16 protein-coding genes and 1 tRNA gene are annotated in these 23,015 nt (G+C 60.3%); 13 read left to right on the top strand and 4 right to left on the bottom strand.

Annotated elements, in window-relative coordinates; all coding sequences use genetic code 11:
* Window positions 1–5 precede the first annotated feature (5 nt).
* The 11 genes from JTJ32_RS20300 (at window position 6) to JTJ32_RS20350 (ending at window position 14,584) form a co-directional block, all read left to right on the top strand.
* On the top strand, window positions 6–821 hold the full coding sequence (locus JTJ32_RS20300) for an ABC transporter permease (RefSeq protein WP_210043090.1): 816 nt from the start codon (window positions 6–8) through the stop codon (window positions 819–821).
* Complete coding sequence (locus JTJ32_RS20305; RefSeq protein ID WP_099226176.1) at window positions 818–1,600, top strand: ABC transporter ATP-binding protein; 783 nt, start codon at window positions 818–820, stop codon at window positions 1,598–1,600. Before JTJ32_RS20300 ends, JTJ32_RS20305 begins: the two co-directional genes overlap by 4 nt.
* Window positions 1,597–2,322 (top strand): urea amidolyase associated protein UAAP1, encoded by a 726-nt coding sequence (locus JTJ32_RS20310; RefSeq protein WP_210043091.1) that lies wholly within the window; start codon window positions 1,597–1,599, stop codon window positions 2,320–2,322. Before JTJ32_RS20305 ends, JTJ32_RS20310 begins: the two co-directional genes overlap by 4 nt.
* 12 nt (window positions 2,323–2,334) lie before the next feature.
* A complete protein-coding gene (locus tag JTJ32_RS20315; RefSeq protein WP_099226178.1) occupies window positions 2,335–2,958 on the top strand; it encodes an urea amidolyase associated protein UAAP2 in 624 nt (207 codons plus the stop codon).
* Between the two features lie 119 nt (window positions 2,959–3,077).
* Window positions 3,078–6,749: an urea carboxylase gene (gene uca / locus JTJ32_RS20320; RefSeq protein WP_210043092.1), complete on the top strand. Its 3,672-nt coding sequence runs from the start codon at window positions 3,078–3,080 to the stop codon at window positions 6,747–6,749.
* Between the two features lie 30 nt (window positions 6,750–6,779).
* The gene (gene atzF, locus JTJ32_RS20325; protein WP_210043093.1) at window positions 6,780–8,588 is read left to right on the top strand and encodes an allophanate hydrolase; all 1,809 of its coding nucleotides are present in this window, start codon (window positions 6,780–6,782) and stop codon (window positions 8,586–8,588) included.
* 228 nt (window positions 8,589–8,816) lie between these two features.
* Entirely contained in the window at window positions 8,817–12,173 is a 3,357-nt protein-coding gene (locus tag JTJ32_RS20330) for a dermonecrotic toxin domain-containing protein (RefSeq protein WP_210043094.1), read from the top strand.
* Window positions 12,174–12,198: 25 nt separating this feature from the next.
* Complete coding sequence (locus JTJ32_RS20335; protein WP_210043095.1) at window positions 12,199–12,423, top strand: cysteine-rich CWC family protein; 225 nt, start codon at window positions 12,199–12,201, stop codon at window positions 12,421–12,423.
* Window positions 12,424–12,468: 45 nt separating this feature from the next.
* Complete coding sequence (locus tag JTJ32_RS20340; protein ID WP_210043135.1) at window positions 12,469–13,161, top strand: pseudouridine synthase; 693 nt, start codon at window positions 12,469–12,471, stop codon at window positions 13,159–13,161.
* A gap of 299 nt (window positions 13,162–13,460) precedes the next feature.
* Complete coding sequence (locus JTJ32_RS20345; RefSeq protein WP_210043097.1) at window positions 13,461–14,354, top strand: alpha/beta fold hydrolase; 894 nt, start codon at window positions 13,461–13,463, stop codon at window positions 14,352–14,354.
* A 156-nt stretch (window positions 14,355–14,510) separates the two neighbouring features.
* Window positions 14,511–14,584: transfer RNA gene (locus JTJ32_RS20350), tRNA-Gly, on the top strand.
* A 229-nt stretch (window positions 14,585–14,813) separates the two neighbouring features.
* Here the strand turns inward: JTJ32_RS20350 and JTJ32_RS20355 are convergent.
* On the bottom strand, window positions 14,814–15,314 hold the full coding sequence (locus tag JTJ32_RS20355; protein WP_099226185.1) for a hypothetical protein: 501 nt from the start codon (window positions 15,312–15,314) through the stop codon (window positions 14,814–14,816).
* A 286-nt stretch (window positions 15,315–15,600) separates the two neighbouring features.
* Between JTJ32_RS20355 and JTJ32_RS20360 the strand changes: the two genes are divergently transcribed.
* The gene (locus JTJ32_RS20360) at window positions 15,601–18,666 is read left to right on the top strand and encodes an autotransporter domain-containing protein (RefSeq protein ID WP_236059377.1); all 3,066 of its coding nucleotides are present in this window, start codon (window positions 15,601–15,603) and stop codon (window positions 18,664–18,666) included.
* A 234-nt stretch (window positions 18,667–18,900) separates the two neighbouring features.
* On the opposite strand, the gene JTJ32_RS20365 is transcribed toward JTJ32_RS20360, so the two are convergent.
* Entirely contained in the window at window positions 18,901–19,992 is a 1,092-nt protein-coding gene (locus tag JTJ32_RS20365) for an NADH:flavin oxidoreductase/NADH oxidase (RefSeq protein ID WP_210043099.1), read from the bottom strand.
* Window positions 19,993–20,078: 86 nt separating this feature from the next.
* Here JTJ32_RS20365 and JTJ32_RS20370 point away from each other — a divergent pair, with 86 nt between their 5' ends.
* Window positions 20,079–20,381: an ArsR/SmtB family transcription factor gene (locus tag JTJ32_RS20370; RefSeq protein WP_210043101.1), complete on the top strand. Its 303-nt coding sequence runs from the start codon at window positions 20,079–20,081 to the stop codon at window positions 20,379–20,381.
* Window positions 20,382–20,432: 51 nt separating this feature from the next.
* On the opposite strand, the gene dctA is transcribed toward JTJ32_RS20370, so the two are convergent.
* Window positions 20,433–21,749, bottom strand: a complete 1,317-nt coding sequence (gene dctA / locus JTJ32_RS20375) for a C4-dicarboxylate transporter DctA (RefSeq protein ID WP_210043103.1) — start codon at window positions 21,747–21,749, stop codon at window positions 20,433–20,435.
* Window positions 21,750–21,826: 77 nt separating this feature from the next.
* Window positions 21,827–22,996, bottom strand: a complete 1,170-nt coding sequence (locus tag JTJ32_RS20380; RefSeq protein WP_210043104.1) for a mandelate racemase/muconate lactonizing enzyme family protein — start codon at window positions 22,994–22,996, stop codon at window positions 21,827–21,829.
* Window positions 22,997–23,015: the final 19 nt, after the last annotated feature.

Below are 23,015 nucleotides of genomic sequence, written 5' to 3' on the forward strand. Positions count from 1 at the left end.
TTGCCATGCGCTTGATAAACCGTCATCCGGATCGCGCGGGTCGCCTGATTCTGGTGATCCTGCCGTTCGCCCTGCTGCTGTTTGCCTACTTTCTGGGCTCGGCCGACAGGCTTGCGGAAAACCCCAACGACAAACTGCTGCCCAGCGCGGTGCAGATGGCCGATGCGGTCAATCGCATGGCGTTCAAGGACGATGTCCGCACCGGTGAATACCTGTGGTGGCAAGACACCGCGTCCAGCCTGCAACGGCTGGCCATCGGTCTGGGGATCAGTGCCCTGCTCGGGCTGTGCCTGGGCATTGCAGCGGGCATTCTGCCGATGTTCGGCGCGCCGCTGTCGCCCTTGCTGACGGTGCTGTCGATGGTGCCGCCGCTGGCGATCCTGCCGATCCTGTTCATCGTCTTCGGTCTGGGCGAGCTGTCGAAAGTGATGCTGATCGTCATCGGCATCACGCCCATTCTGGCGCGGGATCTGGAACAGCGGGCGCGTGAAATTCCGGTCGAGCTGCTGATCAAGGCACAGACCCTGGGTGCCTCGACCTGGACGCTGATCCTGAGGGTGATCCTGCCGCAACTGCTGCCGCGCTTGCTGATCGCTCTGCGGTTGGTGCTCGGTTCGGCCTGGCTGTTTTTGATCGCCGCCGAAGCCATCGCCTCCACCGACGGTCTGGGCTACCGGATTTTCCTTGTCCGCCGCTATCTGGCGATGGACGTGATTCTGCCTTACGTGGTGTGGATCACCCTGCTCGCCTGGCTGATGGACTGGGGCCTGAAAGCCCTGACCCGTCGTGCGTTTCCCTGGTACGAAGGAGCGCGGACATGAGTTTTATCTGCGTACGCAATGTCTGGCAGCAATACGACGAACAGGTGGTGCTGGAACGCTTGAATCTGGACGTCGCCGAGGGCGAGTTCTGCACCCTGGTCGGCGCGTCGGGTTGCGGCAAATCGACCTTCCTTCGCCTGCTGCTGGGCCAGGAAACCTCAAGCCGTGGCTCCATCACCCTCGATGGTCAGCCTCTGTCCAGCGAGCCCGACGCCAGTCGCGGGGTGGTTTTCCAGCGTTACTCGGTGTTTTCGCACCTGAGCGTGCTGGACAACGTTGCACTGGGCCTTGAGCTGCCCCGTGCGCGCTGGATCGGCCGACTGTTCGGTCAGGCCAAGCGTGAAGCACGGGAGCAGGCCGCGTTATTGCTGAACAAAGTCGGGCTGGGCCATGCGCTGGACAAGTACCCCTCACAATTGTCCGGCGGCATGCAGCAACGCCTGGCCATCGCTCAAGCGTTGATCATGAAACCTCGCGTGCTGTTGCTCGACGAGCCGTTCGGCGCGCTCGACCCTGGCATTCGCAAGGACATGCATCACCTGCTGCTGGAACTGTGGCGCGAAACGCAATTGACGGTGTTCATGGTCACTCACGACCTGTCCGAAGGCTTCAATCTGGGCACGCGCCTGCTGGTGTTCGACAAGGTCCGCCACGACCCGCACTCGCCAGGAGCCTACGGCGCCCGCATCACTTACGACATTCCCCTCAACAGCGAGCGTCGCGCCGAGCGCGCCGCACTCGAACTGCTGAAACCGGCTTTGGAGGAGCCCACGCCATGACTGACTCGACCACGCTCTACCCCGTATTTGCCGAAGAACTGTTGCCCGGTGGCGGCCACCGTTCGTTCATTCTCAAGCGCGGCGAACTATTGCGTCTGACCGACCTGAACGGCAATGCCAACGTCAGCCTGACGCTGCTCAACACCCACGAAAAAACCGAACGCCTGAACCTGCCTGACAGCCTCAAATGCCAGCACACCGCGCGGCTGAGTGCCGGTCACTGCCTGTATTCGGACATGGGCCGCGTGCTGGCGGCCATCGTCACCGACACCTGCGGCTGGAGCGACAGCATCGGCGGCGTGCTCAATGCGCAGGAGGTCGCCGAGAAGTACGGCCAGGGCCGCTATCAGGAACTGCGCAACGGCTTCTTCCGCAATGGCGTCGACAACCTGCTGGTGGAGCTGGGCAAATGGGGGCTGGGTCTGTCGGACCTGCTGATGACCCTCAACCTGTTCAGCCGGGTCAACGTGGACGAAGCCGGCGGTCTGCACTTTGTGCCGGACAACTCGAAAGCAGGCGATTACATCGAACTGTATGCACCGATGGACACGCTGGTGGTGCTGACCGCCCTGCAACACCCGATGGACCCCAATCCGGCCTACGCACCGCAACCGCTCAAGCTGAGCTGGATGAAAGCCGACGCAAGCATTGCCGAGCACTGCCGCACGTCACGCCCGGAAAACGAGCGCGGCTTCATCAACACCGACCGCCTGTTCGCCTGAGGAGACTCCGCCATGAATCAGCATGCCCACGACCATCATCACTGCGACGCAACCATCCCGGCTGGCGAACCGTTTCTGGCCGAAGTGAAAGCCGGACAAACCGTGCGCATCCTCGACCTGGAAGGCAATCAGGCCGTCGATACACTGTTCTTCAGCCTTGCCAACCCGCGTGAACGCTACGACGTGCAACGCACCCTGCGCCGCCAGAACAGCGTGTATCTGACCACCGGCAGCGTGCTGTTTTCCAACCTCGGCCAGCCGATGCTGACCATCGTCGATGACACCTGCGGTCGGCACGACACGCTGGGCGGCGCCTGTGCGCAGGAAAGCAACACGGTGCGCTATGCCCTGGAGAAACGTCACATGCACAGCTGCCGCGACAACTACCTGCGCGCCTGCCTGCATGACGGTCGCCTGACCAAGAACGACATTGGCCCGAACATCAATTTCTTCATGAACGTGCCCGTGACCGCGGATGGCGGCCTGACCTTCGAAGACGGCATTTCCGCTCCCGGCAAATACGTTGAACTGCGTGCCGAAATGGACGTGATCGTGTTGATCTCCAACTGCCCGCAACTGAACAACCCCTGCAACGGCTACAACCCGACACCTGCGCAGTTGATCGTTCGCGATTAGTTGATCTTCAAGCCCCGAATCCGGGCAGCAACGGACGACCGTTGCGTTGAAACGTTTATTAGCGGGACGGCCCGCTTCCCATCACGAAACCGATTCAGTCCGGTTTCCGGGGTCATGCCATGTTCGACAAACTGCTGATCGCCAACCGTGGCGCCATTGCCTGCCGCATCCTGAGAACCCTGCGCACCTTGCACGTCACGGGCGTGGCGGTGTATTCCGAAGCCGACGTTGCCAGCCTGCACCTGACGCAGGCCGACGAGGCTCACAGCCTGGGTGAAGGCGGCGCTGCTGGCACCTACCTGGCGGCGGACAAGATCCTCGCCATCGCCAAAGCCAGCGGCGCGGGGGCGATTCATCCCGGTTACGGATTTCTCTCCGAAAACGCCGCGTTCGCACAGGCCTGTGAAGACGCGGGCATTGCCTTCGTGGGTCCGACACCCGAGCAACTGCGCGTGTTCGGTCTCAAGCACACCGCTCGCGCGCTGGCCAGACAAAATGGCGTGCCGATGCTGGAAGGCACCGAGCTGCTGGACAGCATCGATGCGGCACTCACGGCAGCCGAAGTCATCGGCTATCCGGTCATGCTCAAGAGCACGGCGGGCGGCGGCGGTATCGGCATGCGCGTGTGCCGCAGCGCCGATGAGCTGGCCGACTCGTTCGAGGCGGTAAAGCGGCTGGGCCAGAACAACTTCAGCGACGCCGGTGTGTTCATAGAAAAATACATCCAGCGCGCCCGCCACCTGGAAGTCCAGGTGTTCGGTGACGGCCAGGGAGAAGTCCTGGCACTCGGTGTGCGGGATTGCTCGGTGCAGAGGCGCAACCAGAAAGTGCTGGAAGAAACCCCGGCACCCAATCTGCCGGAAGGCATGGCGGATGAACTCTGTGCTGCGGCAATCAAGCTGGCCAAGGCCATCAATTATCGCAGCGCCGGGACCGTGGAATTCGTTTTCGACAGCTGCGACCAGCGTTTCTATTTTCTGGAAGTGAACACCCGCCTGCAGGTCGAGCATGGCGTGACCGAACAGGTGTGGGGTGTGGATCTGGTCGGCTGGATGGTGCAACTGGCGGCCGGTGATCTGCCGCCGCTGGCCGAGCTGCAAGCGACCCTGCAACCGAGCGGGCACGCGATTCAGGCGCGTCTGTACGCTGAAGATCCGGGTCGCGACTTCCAGCCCTGCCCGGGCCTGTTGACCGCCGTAAATTTTCCGCCTGCAGATGGTCGGGCGCTGCGCATCGACACCTGGGTGGAAGCTGGCTGCGAGATCCCGCCGTTCTTCGACCCGATGATTGCCAAGCTCATCAGTTGGGCACCGAGCCGCGATGAAGCCAGCGCTGCACTGTCCGAGGCGCTGGCCGAAAGTCATCTGTATGGCGTGGAAACCAACCGCGACTATTTGCGGCAGATCATTGCCGATGCGCCGTTCGCCAGCGGTCAGCCCTGGACCCGTTGTCTGGAAGATCTGGTGTATCACGCCGACACCGTCGAAGTGCTCAGCGGCGGCACCCAGACCAGCGTTCAGGATTATCCGGGGCGTCTGGGTTACTGGGCCGTCGGTGTTCCGCCGTCCGGGCCGATGGACAGCCGCGCCTTGCGTCAGGGCAACCTGCTGCTGGGCAATGCCGAGGGTTGCGCAGCGCTGGAAATCACCATGAGCGGGCCGCTGTTGCGCTTCAATACGGACGCAGTGGTGGCGGTAACTGGCGCACCGATTCCGCTGACGCTGGACGGTGAGTCGTGCCCCATGAATACAACGCTGCTGGTGAAGGCCGGCTCGACACTGGCATTGGGCACCATCGCCGGTGCCGGTGCACGCAGCTACCTGTGTGTACGGGGTGGGCTGGATGTGCCGGATTATCTAGGCAGCAAAAGCACCTTCACACTCGGCCAGTTTGGTGGCCATGGCGGTCGTGCGTTGCGAGCCGGGGATGTGCTGCATCTTGCGCAACTGACTGATAGCAGCGCTGGCCAGTCCATCGCCGATGATGCGCTCGAGGTGCTCGGCGAGGTTCGTGACATGCGTGTGATCTACGGGCCACACGCTGCGCCCGAGTACTTCACCGAAGCGTACATGGAGACGTTCTTTGCGACTGACTGGGAAGTGCACTTCAATTCCAGCCGCACCGGCGTGCGCCTGATCGGACCCAAGCCCGAGTGGGTTCGCGCCGACGGCGGCGAGGCCGGGCTGCACCCGTCCAACATTCATGACAACCCTTACGCGATCGGCGCCGTGGATTTCACCGGTGACATGCCGGTCATCCTCGGGCCGGACGGGCCGAGCCTGGGTGGCTTCGTGTGCCCGGTCACCATCATCGAGGCGGACCTGTGGCAACTGGGTCAGCTCAAGGCGGGTGACAAGGTCCGGTTTCATCCGGTGAGTATCGAGGCATGTCATACCATGGCATCAGCGGCACTCGATCAGGCCTTTTCGCGGACACGCCAAGCGCCGTCCGGTCTGCTCTCACTGGACAGCGCGCTCCCGGGTGAGAGCGGACTTGTCCGCGAAAGCGCTCCAGGCCACACCTCAGTAATAACCCGACTGCAAAGCCCGATCATCATGGACATCGGCCAGGACGACAAACGCCTCGTTGCGCGGTTGTCCGGCGATACACATCTGCTGCTGGAAATCGGCGCACCGGAGCTGGATCTGGTGCTGCGTCTTCGCGGCCACGCCCTGATGCTGGCGCTGGAAGCCAGGGCCCTGCCGGGCGTGATCGACCTGACGCCGGGTATCCGTTCGCTGCAAGTGCACTACCGCCCCGCCCAACTGCCACTCAGGCAGTTGCTCGAAATCGTGGCCGGCGAGTGGGACGCCGTGTGCGCCGCGAAGGACCTGCAAGTCGCCTCGCGAATCGTGCACCTGCCGTTGTCCTGGGACGATCCGGCCTGCCAGTTGGCGATCGAGAAATACATGACCACCGTGCGCAAGGATGCGCCGTGGTGCCCGAGCAATCTGGAATTCATCCGGCGCATCAACGACCTGCCCAACCTGGACGAAGTGCAGCGCACTGTGTTCGACGCCAGCTATCTGGTGATGGGCCTTGGCGATGTCTACCTCGGTGCGCCGGTTGCAACACCCCTGGACCCACGCCATCGACTGGTCACCACCAAGTACAACCCGGCCCGCACCTGGACGGCGGAAAACTCGGTCGGCATCGGTGGCGCCTACATGTGCGTGTACGGCATGGAAGGCCCTGGTGGCTATCAGTTCGTCGGGCGCACGTTGCAGATGTGGAATCGCTACCGCGATGTTGCCGCATTCGAGGGAAAACCGTGGCTGCTGCGGTTCTTCGACCAGATTCGTTTCTATCCGGTGAGCGCCGAGGAACTGCTGCGCATCCGCCGCGATTTCCCGTTGGGCCGTTTCGATCTGAACATCGAACACAGCACCCTGAACCTGACCGATTACCAGACCTTTCTGCTTCACGAAGCCGAAGGCATCGCCGCATTCCGGGCCCGGCAACAGGCGGCATTCAACGCCGAACGCGAGCGCTGGATTGCCAACGGACAAGCCAACTTCGAGAGCGAGGAAAGCACTGCCCCGACGACTGACGAGACGGTTCTCGAGCCGGGCCAGCAAGGTATCGACAGCCACATCGCTGGCAATCTCTGGCAGGTACAGGTCAAGCCCGGCGAACGGGTCGAGGCAGGCGATGTGCTGGTGGTGCTGGAGTCCATGAAGATGGAAATCCCGGTACTCGCGCCCGTGGGCGGTGTCGTGCGCGAAGTGCGCGTGCAACCCGGCTCGGCCGTGCGCGCAGGCCAGCGTGTCGTTGTGCTCGACGCAGACTGAACCGAATTACGCATTTGAGGGAATATCACCATGACCAATAACCCATTGTTGACTGATCTGCGTCTGGATTCCGTTCGCGCCGCCTACCAGTCCGGCGCCGTGTCGCCACGTCAGTTGATCCTGGCACTTCAGGAAAAAGCTGCCGAGCTGAACTCCGGGTATCACCTGTTCATCCATCTGTTGAGCCCGGATGAACTGGAACCCTATCTGGCCGCACTGGAAAGCCGTGAACTCAAGGACCTGCCACTGTATGGCGTGCCATTCGCGATCAAGGACAACATTGATCTCGCGGGCATTCCCACCACCGCTGCCTGCCCCGACTACGCCTACACGCCTGAACGCTCGGCGACCATCGTCGAGCAATTGATTGCGCTGGGTGCCGTGCCCATGGGCAAGACCAACCTCGACCAGTTTGCCACCGGTCTCAATGGCAGCCGCTCACCTTACGGGCCTTGCCCCAACAGCGTATTGAAGGAGTATCCCTCCGGCGGCTCCAGTTCGGGTTCGTCACTGGCCGTCGCGCTGGGTGTCAGCAGCTTCTCCCTGGGCACGGATACCGCTGGCTCAGGTCGCGTGCCAGCAGCACTGAACAATCTGGTCGGCACCAAAGCCAGCAAAGGCCTGATATCGACCGCAGGCGTCGTACCTGCCTGTCGCACTCAGGATTGCGTATCGCTGTTCACCGCCACAGCCAGAGAAGCCAGCGAGCTGCTGGGGCTGGTCGCAAAACTCGACCCGCGCGATGAATACAGCCGTCGCAACCCGGCGTGGAACGACGCCACTGCATTCGGAGCGCCGCGCCCATTTCGCTTCGGCGTTCCGCGTGCGCAAGATCTGGAGTTCTTCGGCTGCGTCCAGGGGCCCCTGTTGTTCAGTGACGCGATCGATCACCTGACCGCGCTGGGCGGCGAAGCGGTCACCCTTGACCTGTCACCGTTTCTCGAAGCCGCCAGCCTGCTGTACGACGGCCCGTGGGTCGCCGAGCGCTACAGCGTCGCCGGGCAACTGATGGAGGAAAACCCCGCCGCCGTGCTGCCGGTGATCCGTGCAGTATTGGCCAAGGCGCCAGCCGTCACAGGCGTCGAGACCTTTCGCGCGCAGTACCGTCTGCAGGCACTGAAGGCCATTTGCGACAAGGCGCTGGAAGGCGTGGACTGCGTGGTGACGCCGAGCATCGGTCGGCCGATGACCTCGGCCGAGCTGCTCGCCGAACCGGTGCTGCGCAATTCCGAACTGGGCTACTACACCAACTTCGTCAATCTGCTGGATTACGCCGCCGTCGCCGTGCCCAGCACCTTCATGGATAACGGTTTGCCGTGGGGCGTGACGCTGTTCGGGCGCGCCTTCACCGACCAGTATCTGCTCAGCCTGGCCGATGCCTTCCAGCGCCACACGGCCCTGCCATTGATCTCGGGTAACACGCCGTCCGCACCGACCACCGTCGCACGCAATGACAGGGTTCGACTGGTGGTCTGCGGTGCGCATCTGGACGGCCTGGCGCTCAACGGACAATTGAAGCAACGCGGCGCCCGATTGCTGGAAGCCACGCAAAGCTCACCCGACTATCAACTCTACGCACTGGCAGGCGGCCCGCCCTTTCGTCCGGGCATGGTGCGCGTGGCCGAAGGTGGCGTGGCGATCGAGGTGGAAGTCTGGGAATTGCCGAGTGCCGAACTGGGTTCGTTCCTGACCGGCATTCCGGCACCGCTGGGTCTGGGCAAGGTACAGCTCGCCGATGGTCGCTGGGAGACCGGTTTTATCTGCGAGCCGTACGGCCTCGAAGGGGCGCGCAACATCAGCGAACTGGGAGGCTGGCGCGCGTATCTCCAGCAGCAGTAATGCAGCGGCGGCATGTGCAACATGCCGCTCATCTTATCGAGCAAGGTCCCGCTGCGCCTTCGACATAACGCGGTCGCGCAGCGGACACTGGACTGTGGGGGCAGCTTGCCGGCGATGGGGTTTCAAGCGCCCGATAACCGGATAACGAACCGGAACAGATAAATAGTTGTATCTGATCAAGCCCACCGTTGCGACATAGTGCGTCGCCATTCGACTTGATCATCCACCATGAACGACCTCCGCAGCCTGCTGCGCCAAAACGCTCTGTTTCATCCCGCAGCGTCCTTGCTGGAGATGCCTGGCGTCTTGCCGATGGCAACCTCACCCCAGCTGAAATACGACACGCTCAACGCCTCCTTCGCCTTTTCATCGCCACCCATTCACCCTGAGCTGGGCGATGTTTCGGAGCTGCCTGCAATCGGGCAAACGCCTGAGCCTGTCGATCCGGACCTGGCCATCGAGCGCAGGCTTCAGGCACTGCGCAAAAGCCCCGGTTTCGAGCTGATGTCCAACTCTGTATTGCTGCTCAAAGCCTGCCAACTGGACATGGATGCGCCGCCACGTCGCACGTATTACGTGCGCCAGAGATTGATCGAATACCTGAAGGAAAAGACCGGCCGGACACTCGACCCGGATCAGTTGCACCTCACTTTTACCACTCAGTCTCACCCGGCTGTGGACGATCACGGACATGAGCATTACAGCCTGCGCCTGTCGCTGACCGAACTGGCCTTGGCCAGTTTTGATCCGCAGGGGTCCATGGCGTTATACAAAAACACGCTTGAAGACATTCCGCTGTCAGCGAAAGCGACGCTGCCGAGCGCTGCGGAGGTTTTCGAGGATGTCATGCAAGCATGGTGGAGCCGCGACTACGCCGCCAACCTGGAGCGATTCTGGAACCGCCACCACGCGACCTATCGGCTGCTTTCAAGGCTGAGCTTTCTGGACACGCTAGCGCGCCACTTTGCGCGTGGGCAGATCAGCCGCTACGGCTACTTCCTGACGCTGGATGCCCTCGGCCTGAAGGATTTCCCCACAGATGTCGCAGCACTGGAGCAGCGCACACGTGGCGAGACGTGCGAAGTACACATGCTGTGGATCGACGATGAACAGGTGCCGGGGATCTTCCAGGTCAGGTCGAATGTCACGTCGCACTGCTTCATTCATGTTCTGGGCAGCCAGAGCCCGGTCATCGAATACATCGGCACCGACCCCGGACACATGGCAGAAAGGCTGGTGGCAGCGCTGAATGACTCGACCATCTACGAGTATGCCTCGCACTTGTTGAAACCCGAGAAACAAGCGGCAGCCACTGCAAGGACGATACCGGTCGATGGCGATGTGTTTGCCGAACTGACGAAGGCCCATGAATTGCTGGCCGATCAGTTGCTGGAGCACGAGTCCTTTGATCGTTTCGATCTGCTAAGACCCGTCAGCCGCTGCATTGCCCTGGCCAGCGCGGTGGATCTCTGGCAGACGCATCCGGCAATTCTGGACCAACTGCCCGAGCCAGCCACACTGGCAGCGCAGCTCATGGCTGACTTCCTGCGCGAGCAGCACAATCTGGAGCATGACCCCGACCACGTCTTCATCGCCTACCGACGGGGCACGTCCACCACACCACTGGGCGATGCACGCACGCCGTCCATGCAGGCCTACACACCCGATGAAACACCGCTGAGCCTGAGCGAGGCGCTGGTGAATCAGTACCGGGTCCGCTCGCCTGCCGGCTACATCGACCACGGAGGTCGGACAGTCACGTTTCTCGACCCCACAGGCAAAGGCGAGTGGGCCGAAGACCGGGCGCTCGCGCTGGACCCACAGGCAGTTGAGAACCACATCAGAACGATCGACTTCCTGAAGCTGATGACCGAGCGCATCGACACGTTCTGGGACCAGCACAAGACCGGCATTGAACAGGCGCTCAAGTCGACCCTGATGACCCAGGCACTGATCGCCCTCAAGCAGCAGCGTCTGACACGAAGCGCCTTCGACAGGGTCGTGTCGTCACTCGATGATTTCAGTGACACGTCCTGGTACGACCTGAGTTTTTATGTGCAGGGCTCGTTCATCGACAGCCTGCACACTCAGCACACAGGCTTGCTGTTGCTTGATCAACCCGGGAAACCGAAGGTGCTTTATCAGGCCGGACACCCCAGGGCGTTCATCGAGCTGGCCGATGAAGACGCGCTGAATCGCTATCTGATAACGGCGGCGGCAGACGAAACCTGGCGTGAAACCGTCTTGCGCCATGCGCCGGTGCGTTATCACCCGCGTCTGAATTACCTGCTCAAAGTCTGGAGTGGCGTAAAGTCGCCCAACCCTCCCGTCTCCATCCTGCGACCCTGGACAGACCGGTTCTACAATCCCGATACCTATAAGGCCTTGCAGCACGTCCTGCATATCCAGGTGCTGGACGAGCCGCCGTTCGCCTTTCTGTACCGGATGCTGAAAAAGAACGCGCTCATGGATGCCGAAGACCGGATCGTGACCTCCGCGCAGGTCTCACTGCACGACTGGACGAACCGGCTGTACCACCTGCAAATGCTGCTGGCACCCATGTCCCTGTTGCTCACACCGGCACTGATCGCGTCGCTGGCGGTGGAAATAGGCATCACCTCAGTGAGCCTTGCGGCAGCCAACCTGCCCGGTGGTCGCCACGCCGAGAAGGATCAGGCCCTGCTAACCGCGCTGTCGCTGGGGTTACTGCATCTGAGCCCACGAACACCGGGGCTGCTGCGCGCTTTCAAAAAGCTTGCCCGGCCACTACGACAGGTGAAGCCGTCGCCAGTGCCTCGGCCTGGACTGACAAAAGGCATCAGGCCGCAAAACGGGCAGTCGATGGCGCATCGCAAAACCCGTCTGGAGAAGTTTTTCCACACCGACGCCTTGCTCAAACGCTGGACACTGTCAGGCACACCGCACTTTGGTGGCGTGCCGGTCCATGCCTGGAAACTGGGCCGCCGGTTTCTGCTGTGGACATCGGATCGGGGACAGGCACGCACGCTGGTGGTCAGCAGCCATGGTCATTACCTGCCGTGGACCGGCACGGTGAACATTCCGAACGGCACCGAAATCCGCACATACGCGCCCCACGGCTATGAACTGGTCGATCCTTTACTGCATCGTATCGTCAGCCAGCGCGTCGAACCTTTCGCAATATCCAGCACGGCAGGAAACACACCCGTGGCGCCAGGCCCTTCACTGACACCACTGGTCATGACCGACAAACTGATAGCAGGCACCGCACTGCCCGGCCGGCTCAAGAACTACACCCTGTCCAAATTCCAGACCGTCAGTAACGAAAGCTACAACGATATCTCGCATATCGTGCGGCACTCGAACGCTTCGCCGTTTCGCGACCAGTTGCCGCCAGTCCCCATGGATGTGCTCACTGTGCGCAATCGTTTTGGCATGCCTTCGCCAACGCTGGCAGACCTGTTCAACATGCTGGCCGCTCAGGGAATTCATTACGACAGACTGTTGCTGGTGCACTGCCGCTGCGCCGCAATCTCATCCCTGTTACAGCGGGCACCGGTTTACAAGGCGCCGACAGTCAAGCCGACGATTGTTAAGATGCCATGACTTTTTGCCCAGTCCCGAGATCACCATGACAACCGCCGACGCTGTTACCAACCTGTGCCCGGTGTGCGGCTTCAGCAACAGTTGCACCCTGGCCGACCCGCGCACAGCCAGCCAGCCGTGCTGGTGCTTCTCGGCAACCATCGATCCGGCACGACTGGAAGCGCTGCCCGACGAGGTCCGCAACACGGCTTGCCTGTGTCCGCGTTGCGCCCGTGTCGAACAGATGATGCCTGGCCAACCGGTACGCTAGATCGCGTACCATGTGCGCCCTCACCGCCTCTCTGTCGCCATCGCCATGCGTCTTGACCGCTTCCTCAGCAACCTTCCCCGCTTCAACCGCAAGGACGTGCGTCTGGCGTTGGTCAGCGGCCGCGTGAAGGTAGACGGCCAGATAACGCGCAACCCGCATCACGACGTGCGTGAATTCAGTTGCGTGGCCTTCGACGACGACATCCTGCAGGCAGGCAAGGCGCCGCGCTATTTCATGCTGCACAAACCACAGGGCTGCGTCAGCGCCACAGTCGATCCGCACCACCCGACCGTACTCGACCTCTTGGATGAACCTGACAGACATGACCTGCATATTGCAGGGCGTCTGGACTTCAATACCACGGGGCTGATGTTGATTACCAATGATGGTCACTGGTCACGCCGACTGACGCAGCCGCAAACAAAGTTGCCCAAGGTGTATTACGTCGAGACGGAACAGCTGATCGACGAACGGTATATAACCAAGTTCGCCGAAGGCTTTTACTTCCCGTTCGAAAATATCACCACACAGCCAGCACAGTTATCCATCCTTGGACCCCGTTGCGCCCGGCTGAGTATTGTGGAAGGTCGCTATCATCAGGTGAAGCGGATGTTCGGTCACTTCGACAACAAGGTGTTGATTCTGCACCGCGAACGAATGGGGGACCTGGCCTTGGCCCCCGAGCTAGAGCCCGGCCGCTACCGTGCCCTGCACGCCGCAGAAATCGCGCTATTCTGAAAAAGTCACAACCGTTCGGCGGAATGCGCAAGAAGCCTATGAGTGGCACTTGCGGGTTCCGGTATCCACTGCTTGAATCCAAATCGTCAGTCCACATGTGACTGATGAGTCAGGACATCATTCCAAGAAACCTTTTGCCGTACCGAGTCATTGGACTCACGACAAATTGCCCGCCAATAACAATACCTGTCGAACAGATCGTTCGGATCGACATGGGCCTTTAATCGGCTTTTGCCTGCCTGTCACGAAACTCGTGCAACGTTGTTGTACGCATACCTGTTACGCCAGGAGTTATACCTATGTCGCCAGAAAAAGCCGTGCTTGATATACAAGGACAGTTTCGGGTTTACACGGAGTTCTATCGCGCAGATGCCGCGGAAAAAACCATCATCATGGTCAACGGCTCACTGGCCACCACCGCGTCATTTGCACAGACCGTTCGCAACCTCTACCCGACCATGAATGTGGTGCTCTACGATCAGCCGTACGCCGGAAAATCCAAACCACATAACCGGCATGAAAAGCCCCTGACCCGGGAAATGGAAGGCCAGGTCCTGGTGGAACTGATCGACCACTTCAACGCCGAACACGTCATGTCGTTTTCATGGGGCGGCGCCGCGGCGCTGGTCGCGCTGTCGCATCGTCCCAAGCGCATCGAAAGCGCGGTCATCAGCTCATTTTCGCCCGTCCTCAACGAGCACATGCGTGACTACCTGAATCGCGGCATCATCCACTTGGGCGCTCACAATCGTTACGAAGTCGGCCACCTGATCAACAACACCATCGGCAAGCACCTGCCGTCGTTGTTCAAGCGCTTCAATTACCGTCACGTCAGCAGTCTGGACCTGCACGAATACGATCAGATGCATTACCACATTAGCCAGGTACTGGAGATCGATCCGGGCAATTACCTGACCGCCGCGAAAAACATCAATGTACCCGTCTTGTTCATGAACGGTGCCTGGGACGAATACACCGCCGCGAACGATGCCGTGCATTTCGCGAAATACGTAAAGAACTGCAGCTTCAGCGTCATCGAGGCAGCCGGGCACTTTCTGGACATGGAACACAAAGCCGCCTGCCGCGATTCGAAGCTGGCGCTGCTGAGTTTCCTGCAACCGGAACCTGCCGTGGCAGAGTCGTCCCGTCACGCGTATCAGTTGGTCCAGAGCCACAATGCCCTCGCCTTCTGAGACCAGCGCTCGAAAGAGCCAGGGAATCCTCCGCCAGCGCACGGACAGCGGCACTCGGCGGACGGCTTCCAGGGTGAAGGTCCGGTTAAATGCAGTTTTTGAGGAATTAACGCTTCAAATGCACGACTGCATCTGGTACAAAGTCAGCCGCTTCGAGCGGGTATAGTTTAGTGGCAAAACGAAAGCTTCCCAAGCTTTAGTTGAGGGTTCGATTCCCTCTACCCGCTCCATATCACCTCTTCTCTGAAACTCACCGAACGTCAGGAAACGCTGGCTGATTCGGCTCTGCTTTACCCTCTCATCACCCCGAAATAAATCACTGAATATCTGCACGTAACGCAGCGATCATCCGTTGTGCATTTTTGTTGAAAATAATTGAAAAAACTCGGGTTACCCTGACCATCAGTCATTCTTCGGGTTTTTGAACGATATAACCCGTCACCGCCGCAACAACGGCCATTATTTCTGCAACGTGAACTCGGCCTTGTCGAAAGACAGCCAGCACGATTCATTATCCGTCCACTTCGATTCGGTAGTCCCCAGAACGCCTTTCATCAACACTCTGTCACCCTTTTTGAAACTGCTGATCTTTTTCTTGTTCACCAATAGATCATCGCGGGTCAAACCCTGGCCCTGGCATTTGGGATTGGTCGGATCCGTAAAGATGACGGCGATCTGGTTCTGGCCAATGGCGCTGCCAGTCTTGGTGATGCGCTGCACAACGCCGGGAATGATCAGTGTTTGGGCGTCCCACTTTTCCTTCGCTGTGACTTCGTTTGTTTCCCAATCGCCCCAGATCTCCGTCAACGTTGCCTGTTTGGCCTCGGTCAACCCTCTGAAATCGCCGCTCAGCAAATCACCGGTCTGGTCGAACACTCCGTTGGTCACGGACATGGCCTGATCAAGACCCGCGCACCCCGATAAGGCCAGAATCAACGGAAACAACGCTACACTTTTCATCCACACACTCCGCTGGCGAACTAACCTCTGTGGGGTCGGTTATCCGTCATTCAATAATAAGGGGCTCAATAACTTCGGCAAAAAGCCTAACCAGCACTTTTTAAAACCTCAATAGTACAGATGCACTATGCGCACCATGGCGCGTAGCCACTAGTTCATATGTGCTATATCCATTAAAACTTCGTCTCCTGATACTTCCGCCGTTGGCAATCTGCCTAACGGAACCGCTAATGCCTTCAAGGCTGGCAGCCACGGTCGTGGCTTTTATGGAGTATCTGGAGTCGTTATGAACCCCTTATTCAGAATATCCCCCCTTGCTTTTGCGATTACCCTTGCACTGCTCCCAGAGACTCAGGCAGCGGACTTTGTTCTTAATGATGCCCAGGAAACATTCAGCAGCGACCGCGTGATCGATGGCGAAATCAGAGTCCGGTCAACGGATGGCAACACGGCCAGCCTCACGATCAACAATGGCGCGACAGTGACCAGTGAAGGCGGCGACATGATTGGTCAGGGCAGCACGACGGGCGTCAATATGGCCAAGGCCAGCGTTATCGTCGAAGGGGCGGGTTCACGCTGGATCGTGCCGCGTACCTCATTCGTGCTGGGTAACACGGTCCGTATCGGTGGTGCCGGTCAGGGCGACCTGACGGTCCGCAATGGGGGCCAGGTATCGGTGCGGGATCTGGACCTGGGTGACGTTTTCGGGGCCAATTCCAACAGATTCTCGCAAGCGGATCTGCTGGTGAGCGGACAGAACTCGCTGGTCGATGCAGCCAACATCACGGCCGATGGCGTCTTTGTCTATAAATCGAGCATCACGGCCAATGATGGCGGCAAAATCAACAGCCAGGACGTGAATATCGAATCCACCGTCAGGCTGTCTGGCGCAGGCACGCGCTGGGACAATAGCGGGGCTTTCCGCAACAGAGGCGATCTGACGCTTGAGAACGGTGCAGTACTGGCGACCAACTCAATGACGCTGGGATCTGCCATCAGCAGCATCAGCAATCAAGTGAACATCTCCGGCCAGGGCACCCGCCTCTCCGCGCAAGACCTCACCCTCGGCAGCGACACCCGCACTTACCTGACACTGTCCGACGGTGCCGAACTGAGTGCCACCAACGGCATCCTTATCAGCACCATAAGCGATATCAACACGCCAACAGAAGGCACGCTCGCCGTGGGCGGTTCGGTCACAGTGGACCCCAACCGTACCGATGTCGATTCCACGACGGCTGGAGCGGCACAGGCCGCGGGTCGAATCGATCCGGCAACCGCCATTCGCTTTGGTACCGGTAACGGATACCTGGCGTTCAACCATACGGACGCCGACCTCCAGTTCGCCAACACTTTGAGCGGAACAGGCCGGGTGTATGCGTTCAACGGAAACACCACCTTGAGCGGTGATCTCTCTGGGCTGGCCGGTAGCGTCGTCGTGCGCGGCGGACGTCTCGTGCTGTCGGGGAACGTAGACCAGGTCAACCAGCGCGGCAATACGGCCACTACCCAGAGCCTTTCACGGTTTAACGTCGGCAACGGTACTCTTGTGGTCAACGGCACCGCGGGGCGTAATGAGTTCGGGGTCTACACCAACAGTGCCCAGGTGCTGGAAGGCGGCGTTCTGGCCGGTGTCGGTCAGGTCGGCAGCACTCAGGTCGCATCAGGCGGCACGCTGTCGCCGGGTGAAAATGCCATCGGTGCGCTGGCCATACAAGGCAATCTGGACATGGCGGCGGGCTCGCGTTATGCCGCAGACATTGCTGGCAACGGCGCGTCAGACCGGATCAACGTGAGTGGCACCGCCACCCTGCGCGGTACTCAGGTCAACGTCACCGCGCTGGATCCGGCGCAGAGTTATCAGAGCGGCAGGACCTACACCCTGCTTTCCGCCCAGGGTGGGCTGGTCGACGGCGCGACGCCAGGAACGGCCTATGCGCAGGCGGCGACCAATTCGGCGTTTCTGAATGTCGGCCTGCAGCGCACTGCCAACGATCTGAACCTCACCATCGAGCAGAAAAATACAACGCCTACCCCGACTCCAGAGCCGACGCCAACGCCAACGCCAACGCCAACGCCGGAACCTACACCTACACCGATTCCAACACCTACACCGACTCCAACACCTACGCCTGAACCAACACCAACACCAACCCCGACTCCGACTCCGACTCCAACGCCAACGCCAACGCCGACACCAGAGCCAGAGCCCGCTCCTGCGCCGGGCATCTTCCAGACGGTCATGGTGACCGCGAACCAGTTCAACACCGCTGGCGCGCTCAGCGCATTGCAGCAGAGCGGCGAGTCCCTGCGTCTGTACAACAACCTGCTGATTCTGGATGCAGACAGCGCGCGCGATGCGGCCGATCAGTTGTCCGGCGACTCTCTCAGCAGCACCTCGACCGCCCTGATCGCCAACAGTCAGGTGGTGTCCGGCGTACTGGGAACCCGCCTGCGCGGCCTCCTGGACTCCGGTACCGTGCGCATGCCAGCCATGGCACTCAATCTGATGCCGACCACGCCAGCCGCCGAAAACGGTGCCTGGGTGCAGCCCTTCGGCAACTGGACTCAACTGGACGGCCGTGACGGTGCCAGCGGCTTGAAACAAAGCACCGGCGGTGTGCTGTTCGGAGCCGACGGCAGCTTCAATCCGGATTGGCGTGGCGGCATCTATGCAGGCTACAGCCGCTCGAAGTTCGATGCAGACGATCGCGACGCCGAAGGCCACAGTGACAACTATCACCTCGGCCTCTACACCGGCGCCCAGATCGATGCCCTGCGCCTCAGTGCAGACGTCGGCTATACCTGGCATAAGCTGGAAAGCGAGCGGAACGTGGCGTTTGCCGGGTTCAGCGACCGTCTGACCGGCAAACGCAACGCCCAGTCGCTGCAGGCCAGTGGTGAAGCGGCTTACCGCATACCGGTTGGCAGCGTGTCTCTGGAACCTTTCGCCGGCCTTTCCTACGTGCGCTACAACGCGGACGACCTGCGTGAAAAAGGCGGAGCGGCCGCTCTGGATGTGTCCAGCGACAAGCAGAACACTGTCTTCTCGACCGTGGGCCTGCGTGCGTCGACACATGCAAACGTAGCGAACCTCAACACCGAGCTTTACGGCTCTCTGGGCTGGAGACGCGCTTACGGTGACCTGGATCCGCGCAACGTTCAGTCTTTTGCCGGAGGTCCTAACTTCGAAGTGCAAGGTGTTTCTCAAACCCGCGACACGGCCTTGACTGAAGTCGGCGCGAAGGTGCGACTGAACAAGCAGACCGATCTTGGACTGTCCTATCAGGGCCAGTTCGGCACCGACACACGCTTCCATTCGGTGAACGCAGGCGTAACGGTCCGCTTCTGACCGCAGCTGCGCTCGGGCTGGATGATCATTCGAGCAGTGTCTGCTCGAACGGCTTCCGGCTCGAACTTTTTGACGGACCTGCGGCTCGTTTGGTTGGAAGTGACGGCTCCAGCCTGTACTGCTGAGTGAAGTTACAGCGTTTCTCACAGGCAAAAAAAGGGCACCTTAGGTGCCCTTTCTTTTCTTTGCTTATGGCGTAATCAAGCTATTCAGTTATCCGCGTAAGACAGGCTCTCAACGATACCGCTCAAGCCAGTGCGCATAAGGTGCCGGCAAGGTCCACGACGCGTTCTGCGCACCAAGTTCCTTCGCAGCAAAATAGGCCCAATGCGGATCCGCAAGGTGCGCGCGGCCGATGGAAACCAGATCGAGCTGACCCGATTTGACCGCCTCTTCCGCCAGTTGCGGCGTGCCGAAGCCCCATGCCGATGTCACCGGAATGCCCGCTTCACGGCGCACACGTTCGGCAACCGGCCCCATGAAAGCCGGCCCCCACGGGATGTTGGTGTCGGGAATGGTGAAGCCGACGCTGACGCTCAGCAGGTCAAGCCCGCCAGCCTTGAAACGACGCGCCAGCTCGATGGACTCGCTGAGGGTCTGCTCGTCGCGACCATCGTACTCAATGACGCCGAAACGGGCGGTCAGCGGCAGATGCTCTGGCCAGACTTCACGTACGGCCGCCAGGGTTTCCAGCAGGAAACGGCTACGGTTGTCGAAGCTGCCACCGTAGGCATCGGTGCGCTGGTTGGAGTGCTCGGAAAAAAAGCTTTGCCCCAGGTAGCCGTGGGCAAAATGCAGCTCAATCCATTCAAAGCCGGCTTCAAGGGCGCGGCGTGCAGCGTTGACGAAGTCCTGTTGAACGCGCGCGATGTCGTCCAGGGTCATTTCACGCGGCACCTTGGGCAGGTTGGCACCGAAAGCGATGGCAGACGGCGCGATGGTTTCCCAGCCACGCGCGTCGGAATCGGCAATATGGTCGTCGCCTTCCCACGGACGATTGGCGCTTGCCTTGCGGCCTGCGTGGGCAATCTGAATGCCTGGAACGGATCCGGCCGCCTTGATGGCCTTCACAATGGGAACGAACGCCTGCGCTTGCTGGTCATTCCAGATACCGGCGCAGCCTGGAGTGATTCGGCCTTCGGGCGCCACGGCAGTCGCTTCAACCACCACCAACCCTGCCCCGCCCCGCGCCATGCTGGCCAGGTGAACGTGGTGCCAGTCGTTGATCACGCCGTCGTCGGCTCTGTATTGGCACATGGGCGGAATGGCGATGCGGTTGCGCAGGGTCACGTCTTTGAGGGTGTAGGGTTGGAACAGCGCTGACATGAATATCTCCCGATACGTCTAAATACGATTGTTCGATAGTATTCGAAATATAGCGCCAATTGAAACCCCTCGTTATCATGCCGCCCATGCGAACCCTAAAACACCCCGAACCCGATGCCTTCACCCTCGACCGCGTGCTGTATGCGCTGAGCGACCCTGTACGCATGGAAATCGTCCGCCATCTTGCAGGCGTGCCCGAGGCGACATGCGGCGACTTGTGCGGCGAAAGGCCCAAGTCCAGTGCCTCCCACCACTTCCGGGTGCTGCGCGACTCCGGGTTGGTGCATACGCGCAATGTGGGGACCACGCACATGAACTCACTGCGCAGTGAGGAGCTGGAAACCCGCTTTCCGGGGCTGTTGGCAGCGATTCTTCGGCAGTTGGGATAATCGTCCAATGCACACGCAACGGCCCCGTTTTCGGAGCCGTGCATCATTTTTTCAGTGTGCGATATCGGATTTGACCGGCGCAGCGGCTGCAACGGCCTGAGGATGTTTCATTGCCTTGATCTCACGCTCGGCAACCGCCTGATCGAACGCGCCGTCCCATTTGGCAATGGCGATTGTGCCGATACCATTACCGATCAGGTTGGTAACCGCCCGCGCCTCGTTCAGAAAACGGTCAACGCCCAGCAGCAGTACCAGACCGACCAGCGGAATGTCCGGAATCACCGACAGCGTTGCGGCCAGCGTCACAAAGCCTGCCCCGGCCACCCCCGCCGATCCTTTCGAAGTCAGTAGCAGCACGCCAAGCACGACCAGTTGGTCCGCCAGGGTCAGCGGCGTGTTGGTGGCCTGAGCCACGAAGATCGCGGCCATGGTGAGATAGATGCAGGTGCCATCCGAATTGAACGTGTAACCGGTCGGCAACACCATCCCGACGACCGCGCGCTTGCAGCCGAGCTTTTCGAGTTTGATCATCATCCGTGGCAGCACGGCTTCGGTGGAGCACGTCCCCAGCGTCACCAGAATCTCGTCCTTGAAATAACGCAGGAATGTGAGCAGCGGTACGCCCGACCAGCGGGCAATCGAGCCCAGCACAACGATGATGAAAAACAGCGTGGTCACGTACAGCGCCAGCATCAGATGACCGAGCGACACCAGCGTGCCGATGCCGTATTTGCCAATCGTGAACGCCATGCCTGCGCCAGCACCAATCGGTGCGAGACGCATCACCATGGCCACGATGCGAAACAGGCTCTGCAACAGCAGGTCGATGATATTGACCAGCGGCTTGCCTGCCTCACCCAACTGCACCAGCGCAATGCCCATCAACACGGAGATGAAGATGACCTGAAGCATGATGCCTTTGGCAAAGGCGTCCACAATGGTGGTCGGAATGATATTCATAAAAAAGCTGACGGCACCGCCCTGCGACTCGGCGGCCTGGGCATAGCCCTTGATCGCATCGACATTGAGGGTGCTGACATCAATGTTCATGCCCTCGCCCGGTTTCATCAGGTTGACGACTACCAGTCCGATGACCAGCGCCAGTGTCGAAACGATCTCGAAATACAGGAGCGCCTTGCCGCCCGTGCGGCCCACTTCCCTGATGCTCCCCATCCTGGCAATGCCAACGACGACCGTGCCGAAAATGATCGGCGCGAGCAGCATCTTGATGAGCTTGATGAACCCGTCGGCCAGTGGCTGGAGCCTGGCGCCGATGTCGGGTATCAGGTAGCCGATAAGACCGCCGATGACGATGCCTATCAAAACCTGGACGTACAGAAGCTTGTACCAGCGTGTGGCTGTGTTCATGGCTGTACCTCAGTGTTGTTTTTGTATGAGGACAAGCGCGGCCCTGTCGTGAAGGGCCGCGTCATGACGAAAACCGGTCAGCCTTCGCCGAGTTCCCGCATTACTTTGTAGAGCTCGGACTTAGCCTCGAAGCCGACGCCTGGAATATCCGGCAGGCCTACGTAACCGTTCTCGACGCGAATCCCGTCGGCAAAGCCGCCGAACGGCTGGAACACATCCGGATAAGACTCATTGCCGCCCAGGTGCAGGCCCGCTGCGATGTTCAGGGACATCTGGTGACCGCCATGCGGAACGACACGGCGCGATGACCAGCCCAGCTCCTCCATGACGTCCAGGGTGCGCATGTACTCCACCAGGCCGTACGACAGCGCGCAGTCGAACTGCACGTAGTCGCGATCAGGGCGCATGCCGCCATGACGCAGCAGGTTGCGGGCGTCCTGATGAGAGAACAGGTTTTCACCGGTCGCCATCGGCAGTTCATAGTGGTTGGCAAGCTCGGCCTGCAGCGCGTAATCCAGCGGGTCACCCACTTCTTCGTACCAGAACAGGTTGTACTTCTTGATGGCTTCGGCGTACGCAATGGCGGTCCTGATGTCGAAGCGACCGTTGGCATCGACCGCCAGTCGACGACCGTCACCAACCACTTCCAGCACCGCCTCGATGCGACGAATGTCCTCATCAAGCGGCACGGCACCGATCTTCATTTTTACGACGTCGTAGCCGCGATCCAGGTAGCTCTGCATCTCGGCCTTGAGTTTGGTCTGGTCCTTGCCTGGATAGTAATAACCACCTGCCGCGTAGACCCAGACCTTGTCGTCGGCGACGCCATCGCGATAGCGGTCAGCCAGCAGGCGATACAGCGGCTTGCCTTCGATCTTGGCAACGGCGTCCCAGACCGCCATGTCGATGGTGCCCACGGCCACGGAGCGCTCGCCATGCCCGCCTGGTTTTTCATTCGTCATCAGGGTTTTCCAGATGGCAAAAGGGTCGAGGTTGTCGCGCTCTTTATCGACCAGCGTCTCGGGATCCGCCTCGCTGATACGGGCCAGGAAACGGTCGCGCATCAACGCACCCTGCCCATAGCGACCATTGGAGTTGAAGCCGTAACCAATCACCGGTTTGCCATCACGAATCACGTCAGTGATGACCGCGACAACCGAGCATGTCATCTTGGAAAAATCGATGTAGGCATTGGCAATGGGTGATGCGATGGAAACCGTTTTTTCACGAATTTCGACGATGCGCATGGGGAAGCGTCCTCTCTGA

Origin of the sequence: Pseudomonas alliivorans, from assembly GCF_017826695.1 — a bacterium.
Classification (GTDB): Bacteria; Pseudomonadota; Gammaproteobacteria; order Pseudomonadales; family Pseudomonadaceae; genus Aquipseudomonas; species Aquipseudomonas alliivorans.

Coding starts and splice junctions, on each gene's coding strand:
- JTJ32_RS20345 (WP_210043097.1), top strand. CDS start 13,461: ATGTCGCCAGAAAAAGCCGTGCTTGATATACAAGGACAGTTTCGGGTT.
- JTJ32_RS20340 (WP_210043135.1), top strand. CDS start 12,469: ATGCGTCTTGACCGCTTCCTCAGCAACCTTCCCCGCTTCAACCGCAAG.
- JTJ32_RS20380 (WP_210043104.1), bottom strand. CDS start 22,996: ATGCGCATCGTCGAAATTCGTGAAAAAACGGTTTCCATCGCATCACCC.
- JTJ32_RS20355 (WP_099226185.1), bottom strand. CDS start 15,314: ATGAAAAGTGTAGCGTTGTTTCCGTTGATTCTGGCCTTATCGGGGTGC.
- JTJ32_RS20300 (WP_210043090.1), top strand. CDS start 6: ATGCGCTTGATAAACCGTCATCCGGATCGCGCGGGTCGCCTGATTCTG.
- uca (WP_210043092.1), top strand. CDS start 3,078: ATGTTCGACAAACTGCTGATCGCCAACCGTGGCGCCATTGCCTGCCGC.
- dctA (WP_210043103.1), bottom strand. CDS start 21,749: ATGAACACAGCCACACGCTGGTACAAGCTTCTGTACGTCCAGGTTTTG.
- JTJ32_RS20360 (WP_236059377.1), top strand. CDS start 15,601: ATGAACCCCTTATTCAGAATATCCCCCCTTGCTTTTGCGATTACCCTT.
- JTJ32_RS20310 (WP_210043091.1), top strand. CDS start 1,597: ATGACTGACTCGACCACGCTCTACCCCGTATTTGCCGAAGAACTGTTG.
- JTJ32_RS20330 (WP_210043094.1), top strand. CDS start 8,817: ATGAACGACCTCCGCAGCCTGCTGCGCCAAAACGCTCTGTTTCATCCC.
- atzF (WP_210043093.1), top strand. CDS start 6,780: ATGACCAATAACCCATTGTTGACTGATCTGCGTCTGGATTCCGTTCGC.
- JTJ32_RS20335 (WP_210043095.1), top strand. CDS start 12,199: ATGACAACCGCCGACGCTGTTACCAACCTGTGCCCGGTGTGCGGCTTC.
- JTJ32_RS20370 (WP_210043101.1), top strand. CDS start 20,079: ATGCGAACCCTAAAACACCCCGAACCCGATGCCTTCACCCTCGACCGC.
- JTJ32_RS20315 (WP_099226178.1), top strand. CDS start 2,335: ATGAATCAGCATGCCCACGACCATCATCACTGCGACGCAACCATCCCG.
- JTJ32_RS20365 (WP_210043099.1), bottom strand. CDS start 19,992: ATGTCAGCGCTGTTCCAACCCTACACCCTCAAAGACGTGACCCTGCGC.
- JTJ32_RS20305 (WP_099226176.1), top strand. CDS start 818: ATGAGTTTTATCTGCGTACGCAATGTCTGGCAGCAATACGACGAACAG.